The sequence below is a fragment of the Bacteroides sp. MSK.20.82 genome (genome assembly GCF_019052485.1).
Classification (GTDB): domain Bacteria; phylum Bacteroidota; class Bacteroidia; order Bacteroidales; family Bacteroidaceae; genus Bacteroides; species Bacteroides thetaiotaomicron.
The window spans coordinates 455,627-468,369 of record NZ_JAHQUN010000001.1; the positions used below are offsets into that span (position 1 = coordinate 455,627).

The window sequence follows — 12,743 nt, forward strand, 5'->3', positions numbered from 1 at the left end:
AATGGTGACACTATCCACACCGGATAGTGTCACCATTTTTATATTATAATGTCATTATCCTGACCGGATAGTGTCACTATAATTAGGGCTCTTTATTTCAGTAGAAATTCATCGATAGCTTTCTTGTAAGTTGCTTTGTCAGCCGCTCCACGGAAAAGCTGCGGATCTCCTTTCATAGGAATGAATACAAACAATGGAATGCTTGTTGCGTTAAACAAGGCAGCAAGTTCTTTCTGTTTGTCTACATTGACTTTGTAGATTGTTATTTTCCCTGCATATTCCTTTGCCAATTCTTTCATGATTGGGGCTGTCTGGCGACAAGGACCACACCAGTCTGCATATAAGTCGATGATGGCAGGTTTGTCACCTTTGTATTTCCACTCTTTTGATTTTTCATAATCGAAGACGTCTTTCAGAAACATTTCTTTGTCCATTACGACGACTTCACCGTTACCTGTTACCTCTTTTTTACCTTGATTGGCATCCGGTTTGTCATTGAAGGCGTATACGATAACGCTCAGCATGACAAAAGCTACCATTGCTAATACTTTCTTCATTCGCTATTTTCCTTTTATATGTAATTTTGTTCGATGATTCCTTTTAATTCACTACTGTGGATAACTCCGGAATGTCTCCATACGGCTTCTCCATTTTTGAATAAAATAAAAGTCGGCACTGCCTGTATGCGATATTTAGTAGCCAAATCTTCATGTTGGTCAACATCTATCTTCACAATACGGGCTTTATCTCCTACCATTGTTTTCAATTCTTCTAAAACGGGTTTCATTGCTTTGCAGGGTCCACACCATTCTGCAAAGAAATCAACTAAAACGGGTATCGGTGACTGTATTAAATCTTCAAACTTTTCCATAATCTTTCCTTTCTTAAATTTAAATATCAGTCTTTGAAGACTGCAAATATAATTTCTATTTTATTAATATAACGGGAAAAAGCTGTTTTTGTTCATAAAATAGTAATTGTAGAGTCATCTTATTGTAATCTAGAAAAGGGAACTTTGCATAACGAAAAACAAATAAATAAGAAATAAACTAATAATGATAGCCTCATGAAATTTTTATTTATTGTACAAGGCGAGGGTAGGGGACACTTGACACAAGCTATTACCCTTGAAGAAATGTTGTTGCGTAATGGACATGAAGTAGTGGAAGTATTAGTCGGTGAGAGTTCATCACGTATCTTGCCCGGATTTTTTAACCGGAATATACAGGCACCGGTCAAACGTTTTATCAGTCCTAATTTCTTGCCTGCGGCAGATAATAAACGAGCGAATCTAAAGAAAAGTTTTATTTATAATTTACTGCGTATTCCGGAATATTTTCGCAGTATGTGCTATATTAACCAGCGGATTAAGGATACAGGGGCGGAAGTAGTGATCAACTTCTACGAGCTTTTGACAGGACTTACCTACACACTCTTTCGTCCCTCCGTTCCATATGTCTGCGTCGGACACCAATACTTGTTTTTACATCAGAATTTTGAATTTCCGGATAAAAACTCTTTTCAATTACGGATGCTGCGTTTCTTCACCAAGATGACAGCTGTAAGATCTTCGAAGAAACTTGCTTTATCTTTCAATGATATGGAACCGGACAGGGTAGAACAAGTGGTGGTAGTTCCTCCTTTAATTCGGCAGGAAGTAACTGCTATTCAACCGGAAGAAGGAAATTATATTCATGGATATATGGTAAATTCCGGTTTTGCAGATAGTGTGGAGGAGTTTCATACGATATATCCGGAAGTTCCTTTGAGGTTTTTCTGGGACAAAGCAGATGCAGATGAGGTGACCAGGATTGACGAAACACTAAGTTTCTATCAGATAGATGATGTGAAGTTTCTTAATGGGATGGCCGGTTGTCGTGCTTATGCTACCACTGCTGGGTTCGAATCTATCTGTGAAGCAATGTATCTGGGAAAACCTGTATTGATGGTTCCGGCACATATTGAGCAGGATTGTAATGCCCATGATGCAATGAGGGCAGGAGCCGGAATTATCAGTGATTCTTTTGATTTGAAGCCTTTACTCCGTTTTGCCGGAACGTATTCTCCTAATCGTACTTTCGTTCGTTGGGTACGTAGCGGTGAACGACGTATTATTCTGGAACTGGAAAAACTGGCTGCATCACAATCAGCAATTACTTCAATACCAACATTTACTAATTATTTACCGATATGAAACTGAATAAAACAGATTATGTACTTGAGCGGGCGTCAGACGGCGGATATTATGCCTGGTTGACTGTGAATATGCAATGTAATGCTTACGGAGAGTCTCCTGAAGAAGCTGTGCTGAATTTGCAGGAAACAATGAATGAAATGATAGATGAGATGTATATGGTAGAAGAGTTTATTTAATGGATAATGGAAAATGGATAATGGATAATGGAGAATTGATGATGCCATTCTGCATAGAGATTTTCCATTATCCATTTTTCATTATCTATTTATTCAATACTCAGTTCATCAATAATGTGGGAGGCTCCTGCATATTTATCGATAATAAATAAGGTATAGCGGATATCTACACAGGCGGCACGTTGTGAGGAGGGGCGGAAAGCGATGTCTCCGGTCAGCCCTTCATAGTTGCGGTCGAAAGCTGTGCCCACTAGTTGTCCTTTGCTATTGAATACCGGACTGCCGGAGTTTCCTCCTGTATTATCAGTATTAACAATAAAGCAGACAGGCATTTCACCGTCTTTACCATAGCGTCCATAGTCTCTGGCTTTATATAGTTCCTTCAACTTCTGCGGAACTACAAATTCCCAGTTTCCTGGATCTTCCTTCTCCATAACTCCTTTGAGTGTAGTATGAGCGTCATAAACTACTCCGTCGGCAGGTTCGTAAGAAAGTACCTGTCCGTAAGTCAGTCGTAAGGTTGAATTGGCGTCCGGATAGATAGGCATTCCTTTTTCCTGTCTCATGTCCATCATTCCTTTTACCCATACCTTATGAGCAGCGTCGTAGTTCTGATTAGCCTCTTTCATGGCAATGGCAGTTTTCAATATTCCATCTGTGATGGAGTATTTGAAAAGTACCATCCAGTCATGACCTATCTTATATAAGCTTGGTTTTTTGATAAACTTTTCAAAGTTCTTGGGATTACCAAAAATCGAATATTCAAAACAAGCATCTACAAATGAATCTATATTTCCTTTGAAACGTGAGTTTATGATCTCGAAAATATTGATTCGTTGTTCCTCCGGAATGTAGCTGGCATAAGTTTGCAGCATGGTTTTGGCAACCATTCGCTCTACTTCCGGGAAGGGAACGGAGGCAAAGTATTTTTCACCGGCTTGTTTCAGATTTTCGGTAGCTGTTTTTATTTGTTCTTTGTTTTTTGACTTAAGGGCAGTGACCATTTCTGTTGTAGAAGGGAGGCGCATAAAGTCAAGTGCTGTGACAAGTGCTTCGTTAAGGGCTTGCTGGTGATAGAGTGCATCCCGTCGATGAGCAACGATAGAACGTATTTCATCAAATGCCTTCTGATAAGAATCATCACCTTTTTCGCGGCCACGGGCCAAGAGTTCTTCTTGTTGTTTACGCTTGGTATCCAGTACTTTGAGACGTACTAATCCTTCGTTCATACCAATTGCATTTTTCCAGTAATTGGCTGAAGATGCATACTTACTTGCATAATGGATTCGTACGGCAGGATCTTTCAGCATCTGCTCCATCAGAACTTTCTGACGGGCACCGCGTACATGTTGACGCATAAAGTTGGTAGTCTGCATACGCTCTTCCACTTCATCGGAAATCATATATCGCCAGTTACGTCCCGGGAATCCCATAACAAAGGTGAAGTCACCTTCCTGTACTCCGGCAATGCTGATTTTCAAATGTTTTTTGACCTGCAAAGGAACATTGTCTCTAGAATATGCGGCAGGTTTGCCGTTTTTATCAGCATAGATGCGGAAGAGGGAAAAATCTCCGGTATGGCGGGGCCACATCCAGTTGTCTGTGTCGGCTCCGAATTTACCAATAGAAGAGGGGGGAGCACCTACCATGCGAATATCGCTGTATACGGTCTTTACAAACATATAATATTTATTTCCTCCGTAAAAAGCTTTAAGTTCAAGTTTGGTTGCAGGGGTGACTTCTATATTTTCATCTTTAGCGAAGCGTTCTGCCACTTTGCTCAGGTAACTTGGCGACAAATAATTAGTACCATTCGGATCTTCATCTTTTTTCAACTGATCGTTTACGTAACTGGTTACATCAAGGATACGGTCGATAAAAGTGACGGTCAATCCCGGTGTGGGAAGTTCTGCATCACGGTTCATGGCCCAGAATCCTTCTGTCAGGTAATCATGCTCTACATTACTATGTTGTTGGATAGCTCCGTAACCACAATGATGATTGGTGAGTACCAGTCCTTCAGAAGAAATGACTTCTCCGGTACATCCGCCACCGAAGTGTACAACAGCATCTTTCAGAGAGATGCTATTGGCATTATATACCTCTTCAACAGGAATCTCCAGACCGAGTTCCCGCATGGCAACTGCATTTTGTGCTTTCAGGTCAGTTAGCATCCACATACCTTCATCGGCGTGGATGCTAAGAGTTGCCAGTGAAAAAATAGCAAATATAATTTGTTTTCTCATTTATTCTACGATAGTCATTTCATTAATCAGATGGCCGCAGTTTCCTAATTTCTCAAGGATAAACAGGACGTAGCGGATATCAAGGTTGATACAACGTTGCAAGTTGTTATCAAAGTTAATATCACCACTCAGAGATTCCCAGTTACCATCGAATGCACAGCCGATCAATTCTCCGTTTTCGTTCAATACTGGACTACCGGAGTTACCACCGGTAATGTCATTGGTTGACAGGAAGCAGACAGGCATATCACCGTTAGGTAATGCATAACGACCGTAGTCTTTCTTTTCTATAAGTTCTTTCAACTTGGCCGGTACCACAAATTCGCGGTCTTCCGGATTTTCTTTTTCAAGAATACCTTTTGTTGTTGTGTAATAGTTATAGTGTACACCATCTTTCGGATCATATGGTTTTACGTTACCATAGGTCAGGCGAATGGTGAAGTTTGCGTCCGGATATGAAGGAACAGGCAATTTCATTTCACCTAAACCGCGGATGTAAGTTTTGTGGAGCAGAGCAAGTTCTTTGTCTAGCTCTTTTAGCTGATCAAGGAGATTGCCGTATTGATCGTATTTGGATTGGGCATATTGCAAAGCCAGATCCTCATCAATAGCTTTTACTGTCGGCTTTTTGAGGAATTTATCAAAGTTAGCCTGATTGGCAAAAATAGACTTATCGTACATATCGTCTACGAACTTGTTGTAATCTCCTTTATATTTTTGCTCGATCACTTTATAGATAGCAGGGCGTTGGTTTGCCGGAATCATTTCTGCATAGAGAGGAAGCAGTGCTTTAGCTACTTTGCGGTCTACTTCATGATCATAGTCTTTGTTATGGATGCTTTTGAAGTTTTCTTTCAGACCTTCCAGACGAACTTTGATCAGAGAGTCGTTTTTATCAACCAAAGCTTCCCGTGTTTTAGTTAACATTGAGTTACCAAATTCGATAGCTCCGAAGAAAACTTCAGTCAGGCAAGTCAGTTGATAATTGAGAGGAGCTGTTTGTGCTACCAGATCATCGATCTTTTTCACAACATTGGCATATTCGGTATTGTTTTGTGCCTTTGCATATTCAGCAAATTTAGCTTCCTGTTCTGCTTTAGTGCCCAATACGTCATTGTCAATGATCGCTTTGTTCATTCCGATCGAGTTTTTCCAGTAGTTACTGGAGCCTGCATATTTGTTTGCATACTGAATACGGATTTTATCGCTGGCGTTCATCACTTCTTTCAAAACAGCCAGGCGTGCACCACGAATGCGGATACGCGGTTCATTGGTTGACTCCATGCGTTCTTTTACTTCTGACACAGTCAGATAACGGCTGGTTCTTCCGGGGAATCCCATGATCATTGCATAGTCTCCTTCTTTTAAACCTTTGATGGAGATTGACAGATGTTTCTTCGTTTTCAGCGGAGTATTGCTTGCGCTGTATTCAGCCGGCTCTCCGTTGGCATCTGCATAGATACGGAACATGGAGAAGTCACCGGTATGACGGGGCCACATCCAGTTGTCTGTTTCGCCACCGAATTTACCTACTGAAGAAGGAGGAGCGGCAACCATACGTACATCCGGATATATTTTCTTGTAGAACAGGTAGAATTTGTTTCCTGCGTAGAAAGGAAGGGCTTGCGGTACAATTCCTTTCTTATCTTTCAGGTCACTTTTTTCATAGAGTTCTTTAGCCAGTCCTTCAAGGAAAGCACCGGTGAATGACTGGGATTCTGTAATCTCTTTGGCGGCGATTTTAGCATTCACAATATCTGTTATATCTTCGATACGTTCGATGAAGGTGAACTTTAGTCCCGGAGTAGGAAGTTCCTGATCTCTGGATGTAGCCCAAAAGCCATCTGTCAGATAATCGTGTTCTACACTACTGTGTTGCTGGATAGAAGAATAACCGCAGTGATGGTTAGTCAGGATCAAGCCTTCCGGTGAAATGATTTCTCCTGTACATCCTCCTCCGAATATACCGACTGCATCTTTCAAAGAGACACCATTGGGATTATATAAATCCTGGGCTTCCAGTTTTAATCCTTGTTTCTTCATCATATCTATGGAATGTTGCTGTTGCATTAGTTGCAATAACCACATACCTTCGTCCGCTTTTACGGTACATACCAGCAGCGCTGTCAGCGCTAATAAATAAAGTCTTAGTCTGTTCATTACTTTATGATAACAATTATAAATTATGATGTTAATATTCTATTTTTAAACTTCCGTCTTTTAGTGCTTTCATGATGTTGGCAGGAGCCTGTTGATTCATTAATTCTTTTTTCATGAAATCCATATAGGGAGCTACATGCTGAAAGTATTGGTAATATCCTTTGCACAGATAGTTCAGACCGGGTTCGCCGTCCGCTGTCCGACTGAAGCGGTTCTTTGGACATTCTCCGTTGCAGGCAAATAGAAAGTCGCACTCCTTGCATTGGGTTGGGAGTGATTGGTATTTCATTGTTCCGAAGTTATGCTGTCGTTCACTATGCATCATTTCCACCAAAGTTTGGCTATAGATATTTCCCAATTTATATTCCGGGAATACGAAGTGGTCACAAGAGTATACGTCTCCGTTGAATTCCATAACGCCGGCATGTCCGCAATGCTTCGCCATTGTACATACGCCCGGTTGCTCGCCCATCCAGTTAGCCAATGTGGAATCGAATATCTGTATGAAGAATTTGCCCACATCTTCTTTTACCCATTCATCAAAAATTGTACAGAGAAAGTTACCCCATTGTTCCGGACTTACGGAAAAATCAGCCAATGCCCCTTCTTTACCTTCTGCCAGAGAGGCAAGATGACGACCGTCCTGATGTGAAACAATGCGTTCAACAATCGGAGCGAACTGAATATAATGGCAATCTATTTCTTTGAAGAAATTATAAAAGTCTAATGGATATTCGGCATTGAAATCGTTCACAACAGCCATAGCGTTCCATTCTACTCCATGTTTTTTCAGGAGATTGATCCCTTGCATCACTTTGACGAAAGAAGGTTTGCCCATCTTATTTTTGCGATATTCGTCATGAAACTCTTGCGGGCCATCAATGGAAACCCCTACCAGCCAGTTGTTTTCACGGAAGAACTCGCACCATTCGTCTGTAAGCAAGGTTCCATTCGTCTGGATACAATTGTCAATCGTACGTCCGCGGGCGTATTTCTTTTGCAGCTCCATCGCCTTTTTATAAAAAGAAAGCGGACGCATCAGCGTTTCTCCACCGTGCCAGGTAAAAAGCACTTGAGGCATGGTTTGAGAGTTGATATACTCGTCGATAAACTTTTCCAGTAGCTCATCGCTCATTACATGTTTCGGGTTTTCTTTGTATAGATTCGCCTTTTCCAAATAATAGCAGTATTCGCATGCGAGGTTGCATACGGCTCCCACGGGCTTTACCATGACATAAAGCGGTTTGGCAAAAGGTGCATAAGTTGTTGCTTTCATGACTGCAAATTTAGATAAACTAAATGAAAAAAATGATCTCCCACCTCTGTTTATAAGGATTATTAAAGAAAAGAGTCTTACAAGTTTTAAATATTGATAAAATGTTTCTTTTAAGTCCGAATCAGTTGTACCTTTGTACCCAGAATTTAATGAAACAATGAACGTGAATAAGATTTTGCCTTTTGTGCTTTTGCTTCCCTTTCTAGCTTCGTGTACTCATAAGTATAAGATAGAAGGAACATCTTCAGTAAATGGTCTGGATGGAAAAATGTTATATCTGAAGACTTTGAGGGATGGAGAATGGACAAAACTGGACTCGGCTGAAGTAGTGCATGGATCATTTTCAATGAAAGGGAAAATCGATTCTGTACAAATGACAACACTTTATATGGATGACGAAAGTGTCATGCCGGTTGTGTTGGAAAGTGGCAAGATCGTTATTACCATTAGCAATACCGACCTTAAAGCGGTTGGAACTCCTTTGAACACAGCATTGTATGACTTTATTGCAAAGAAGAATGCAATGGAAGAAAGCATCGGTGAACTGGAAAGAAAAGAAACCCGTATGGTGATGGATGGCGCTGATCTGGAAGAAGTTCATGAACAGTTACTTGCAGAAGGAGATTCACTGATGAAAGCGATGAATCAATATGTCAAGACTTTCATCTCGGATAATTATGAAAATGTATTAGGACCTAATGTATTTATAATGCTTTGCAGCTCTTTGCCATATCCTATTATGACTCCACAAATAGATGATATAATAAAGGATGCTCCCTATTCTTTTAAGAGTAATAAGATGGTGCGAGAGTTCTTGACGAAGGCCAAAGAGAACATGCAATTGATAGAAGAGCATCAACGGATGCAACAAAATGTAGGTTCGAAGAAATAAATCTTGAGTTTTTTGCGTATTTTTGCATAAAACTCAAGATAAGATGAAAACGTCCTTTTCTATTCGTATTGCTTTTTTCTTTATTCTTTCTTTTTTGGCAGTTTCCTGTCATAGAGATACGGACGCTCTCAACATGACTTTTTCAAAAGTGGAAAAGTGTATGGATCTATGTCCGGATAGTGCTCTAAACCTATTAAAAGGTATTCATGATCCTGAAAAATTGTGGGGTGAGTCACAAGCGACTTATGCTCTTCTGATGACGCAGGCAATGGATAAGAACTATATGAAGTTTAGTTCGGATTCGTTGATTGCATTAGCTCTGAATTACTATACAATAACTCAGACCTCCCCAATAATGTATGCAAAGGCTCTATTTTATCATGGAAGAGTTATGCTTGAATTGGATAAGGAGGAAGAAGCCTTGAAATCTTTTCTTGCGGCAAAAGATGTTTATGAGAGAACTAAGGATCATAAAATGTTGGCATTGATAGCAGAAGAGGTTGGTATGATAAATCGAAAACAGGACTTGTACGATGATGCTTTGACGAATTTTAGGGAAGCACTTACTACATATAAGCAGTTAAAGGATTCTCTTTCGGTTATTAGTGCTAGTTTGAATATTGCTAGAGTTTATTTGTTTAAGTCTGAATGGGATAGCTGTTCCTTATATTATAATAACGCATTAGAAATAGCAGTACAGAAGAATTATTTATCTGAAATTACAATATTGCATGAATTAGGTATATTGTATCGCTCTATGCAAAATTTATCAGAAGCAGAACGTTATTTCTTAGCTGCTTATGAAAAAGAAACAGATGAAGAAAAGAAATATATGGAATGTTTGTCTTTAGGATATTTATATATGCAAATGGGGCAGACAGAAAATGCTAGAAAATATTTAATAATGAGTGCGAACTCTTCTAAAGCATATACGCAGATTAGTGCATACGATTGTTTATATTTCTTGGAAAAAGACATTGATAATTTTGAAGAGGCAATAGTTTATCATGAATTAGCAGATTCCATAACTAATGCTATGGAGGAGCTTAACTCACGAGAGTTAATAGCAAGTTTACAGAAAAAATATGAGAATGAAAAACTACGGAATGATAATTTGCAAATGAAAGTACGATATACGAACTTTATTCTGTGGGGTACGATTGCTTTTTTATTTGTTGTTGCATGTATGTGTTATTATTATTATAAAAATCGGAATAACAAAAAGAAAATAGCCGAGATTGAATTACAGATTCAAGAGAATGAAGAAGAAATAGAACGATACCAACAGGAAATAGAGGATATTCAAATATCAAAAGATCAGGTGTTAAAGGAAAATCTGATGTTAGAAGAAAATCGTACTAAAGTAGGAGAACTCAATGGAAAGATTGTTCTTTTAACCATGCAGAATAAAACTTTGTCGGAACATCTGAAAGAACTGGGGGGTGAATTAAATGTTGGCATATCTTCAGGCTCATTTATACATGCATTTCGGCTTCTATTGGCAATAAAAGAGGGGACCTTAAGAGGAAAACTTTCTAATGAAGAGCGTCAGAAGTTATTTAGTCTGTTTGATTTGATTTATTGGAATTATGTTAGTCGTTTATTGGAAAGAGCTCCAACTCTTACTAAACATGATCTTGAGATTTGCTGTTTTCTTAAATTTGGTTTGAGTCACGAAGAGCTAAGTTGTATCTTTCATACTACTTCTGATTCTGTAACGAGGGCAAAAGGCAGGCTTAAAGGTCGATTAGGCATTTCTCCGCAAGATGATTTGGACCTTTTTTTGAAGGAATTCTGAGAAATAAAAAATGGATTGTCCGGGTAAATGTTAAATTGATAATTAATAATATGTTGATTAATAGGTTGTTACTTTTCATTAACCTCTTGTAATTTGTCCGGGTTGATTTTTTTGTTTTTTCGAATACATACCGTACTTTTGGCGAAACAAAAAAGCAATATAATTATGAAAGTACGTTTTATTTTATCTTTTCTAGCTGCATTATTTATTGCAGGGAATATGATCGCTATTGAGAGTACAGAACGGGTAGAGAGAAAACTGCCTCTTGTGTTAAAAGGAGAAGTTCCGACTACGACAAGTCGTTCTATTCCTGTAATACCTATTAGTGCGTCTGTTTCTACAGATGATAATATTGTAGAAATCATTTTCACAGTTCCTTTGGGCGAAGTGAAAATACTAGTGGATGGACAAGTACAGGAAGTCTGTCAGGTAACGGCTCCTGGACAAACAACTTCTTTCTCTATAGAAGGATGGGCTCCGGGCGTTTATAAACTAGAATTTAAAGTCGCCGGAGGCGGATACGTATACGGAGAACTAGTAATAGAGTAAATAAGGAACTAGACCTTAACTTTTATATAATGAATAGTCATCATACAGTTGCTATTGGCACTTGGGAAGGTGACAAACAGCAATCTATTGAATATAATTCTTCTATTGCAGTCGGGATTGATTGTCCCCGTGCAAAATTGAGAGTAAGTATTCTATTAGATACAATACAAGAGTATCAGGTGAGATATATCTTTTCTGACGAGGAGATAAGTGAAGCTGTAAATGAGGCTGGGCTTATCATTGGCGCAAGGGGTATAGCCTATGAAGGGGTATTACAACGAAAACCGGTTATTGTAGTGGGGGAATATGGTTTTGGAGGTTTAGTTACTCCAGATACATTGCATGAACAATACAATAATTATTTTAGAGGCAAAATCAATGGAATAAAAGCAGAGTACTTCTCTTTAGAGCGATTAGAAGAAGAAATAAGAAGAGGATTTGCTTTGACATTCCAGGAATTGCAAATGATGTCTAACCAGACAATAAGATTTCTACATAATATATAGACTTTTTGATTTAATAGATTAATGCATAAAGACTGGTTAGGTATGCGGGGGTGCGTGAGTATCCCCGCATTTCGTTTCTTACCGATCCTGGTCTTCGTTTGTGATCATTCCTTTATGCTTTTCAGGAAGTGCACTCTCAACAGCAGCATAAGCCTCTGCCATAGTAGCTTTTATGTTTTCCATACCTTTTCCTTTAGGAGGAATAGGGTCATGAATGGTCAGAATCATGCGATGGCGATGTATCCATTTGCCTGTACGTGGCAGGATTTCAAAAGAACCGTCGATTGTAACGGGAACAACTGCCAGCTGCAAGTCATCTGCCAATTGAAACGCCCCTTTTTTGAAATATCCCATGTGTCCGGTGAAAGTACGTGCTCCTTCGGGAAAAACGACTAAGGATACCCCGTCTTTCAGCGAATCTTTTGCTTGCCGAATGGTCTCCAGTACTTTTTTGGGACCGGACCGGTCTACAAAAATGTGTCCTGCACTTTCACATGCTTTTCCTACAAATGGTATCTTACGCAGGCTTTTTTTCATCATCCACTTGAAATTTCTTCCGATGAATCCATAAATAAGAAAAATATCGAAGGATCCCTGATGATTCGGCACAAAGATATAAGAGGTCTTCCCGTGTAATTTTTCACGACCGTGAATCTTTACAGGAATCAACAGAAAAAGACAGATGAGTTGTGACCATATTTTGCCCGGATAGTATCCCCAGAAATGAGCTCCTCCTAGTAAAGAGCCTACAATGGTGACAATCGCTGTAAGAATAGTCAATACCAATAGGATAGGTAAAGCAATACAAATTTGATAAATATAATATAGTATCTTCATGGGGAGTTTATTTTTATATATATGCAAAGATACATGATTATTGGTAAAAAAAGCAGTAGGATACAACATAATCTTTGCGATTATGTTATTTTTGTCTTCTGTTATA

General features: G+C 39.1%; 12 protein-coding genes. 6 read left to right on the forward strand and 6 right to left on the reverse strand.

Annotation, left to right across the window (positions count from 1 at the left end; genetic code table 11):
- Window positions 1-92 precede the first annotated feature (92 nt).
- Entirely contained in the window at window positions 93-557 is a 465-nt protein-coding gene (locus KTR07_RS01875) for a co-chaperone YbbN (protein ID WP_008766216.1), read from the reverse strand.
- A 14-nt stretch (window positions 558-571) separates the two neighbouring features.
- Window positions 572-871: a thioredoxin gene (trxA, locus tag KTR07_RS01880; protein ID WP_008760534.1), complete on the reverse strand. Its 300-nt coding sequence runs from the start codon at window positions 869-871 to the stop codon at window positions 572-574.
- A 195-nt stretch (window positions 872-1,066) separates the two neighbouring features.
- Here trxA and KTR07_RS01885 point away from each other — a divergent pair, with 195 nt between their 5' ends.
- Together KTR07_RS01885 and KTR07_RS01890 are read left to right on the forward strand one after the other, a co-directional pair.
- A complete protein-coding gene (locus KTR07_RS01885) occupies window positions 1,067-2,194 on the forward strand; it encodes a glycosyltransferase family protein (protein ID WP_117981218.1) in 1,128 nt (375 codons plus the stop codon).
- A complete protein-coding gene (locus tag KTR07_RS01890) occupies window positions 2,191-2,373 on the forward strand; it encodes a type II toxin-antitoxin system HicB family antitoxin (protein ID WP_008760535.1) in 183 nt (60 codons plus the stop codon). Before KTR07_RS01885 ends, KTR07_RS01890 begins: the two co-directional genes overlap by 4 nt.
- A gap of 89 nt (window positions 2,374-2,462) precedes the next feature.
- On the opposite strand, the gene KTR07_RS01895 is transcribed toward KTR07_RS01890, so the two are convergent.
- From KTR07_RS01895 to KTR07_RS01905, 3 genes are read right to left on the reverse strand one after another with little or no spacing between them, the layout of a single operon-like run.
- Entirely contained in the window at window positions 2,463-4,619 is a 2,157-nt protein-coding gene (locus tag KTR07_RS01895; protein ID WP_008766213.1) for a S46 family peptidase, read from the reverse strand.
- On the reverse strand, window positions 4,620-6,779 hold the full coding sequence (locus KTR07_RS01900; RefSeq protein ID WP_008766212.1) for a S46 family peptidase: 2,160 nt from the start codon (window positions 6,777-6,779) through the stop codon (window positions 4,620-4,622).
- A gap of 31 nt (window positions 6,780-6,810) precedes the next feature.
- Window positions 6,811-8,055: an anaerobic sulfatase-maturation protein gene (locus tag KTR07_RS01905; protein WP_008766211.1), complete on the reverse strand. Its 1,245-nt coding sequence runs from the start codon at window positions 8,053-8,055 to the stop codon at window positions 6,811-6,813.
- Between the two features lie 157 nt (window positions 8,056-8,212).
- Between KTR07_RS01905 and KTR07_RS01910 the strand changes: the two genes are divergently transcribed.
- From KTR07_RS01910 to KTR07_RS01925, 4 genes are all read left to right on the forward strand, one after another.
- Window positions 8,213-8,947, forward strand: a complete 735-nt coding sequence (locus tag KTR07_RS01910; RefSeq protein ID WP_008766210.1) for a DUF4369 domain-containing protein — start codon at window positions 8,213-8,215, stop codon at window positions 8,945-8,947.
- 43 nt (window positions 8,948-8,990) lie between these two features.
- Window positions 8,991-10,745, forward strand: coding sequence for a tetratricopeptide repeat protein (locus KTR07_RS01915; RefSeq protein ID WP_008766209.1), 1,755 nt, complete (start codon window positions 8,991-8,993; stop codon window positions 10,743-10,745).
- A gap of 165 nt (window positions 10,746-10,910) precedes the next feature.
- Window positions 10,911-11,294: a DUF3244 domain-containing protein gene (locus KTR07_RS01920; protein ID WP_008766208.1), complete on the forward strand. Its 384-nt coding sequence runs from the start codon at window positions 10,911-10,913 to the stop codon at window positions 11,292-11,294.
- 29 nt (window positions 11,295-11,323) lie between these two features.
- Window positions 11,324-11,800 carry a polysaccharide deacetylase gene (locus KTR07_RS01925; RefSeq protein ID WP_008766207.1) on the forward strand — a complete coding sequence of 159 codons (477 nt, stop codon included), beginning with the start codon at window positions 11,324-11,326 and terminating at the stop codon, window positions 11,798-11,800.
- Window positions 11,801-11,878: 78 nt separating this feature from the next.
- Here KTR07_RS01925 and KTR07_RS01930 read toward each other — a convergent pair whose 3' ends face one another.
- Window positions 11,879-12,637 (reverse strand): 1-acyl-sn-glycerol-3-phosphate acyltransferase, encoded by a 759-nt coding sequence (locus tag KTR07_RS01930; protein WP_008760542.1) that lies wholly within the window; start codon window positions 12,635-12,637, stop codon window positions 11,879-11,881.
- Window positions 12,638-12,743 lie beyond the last annotated feature (106 nt).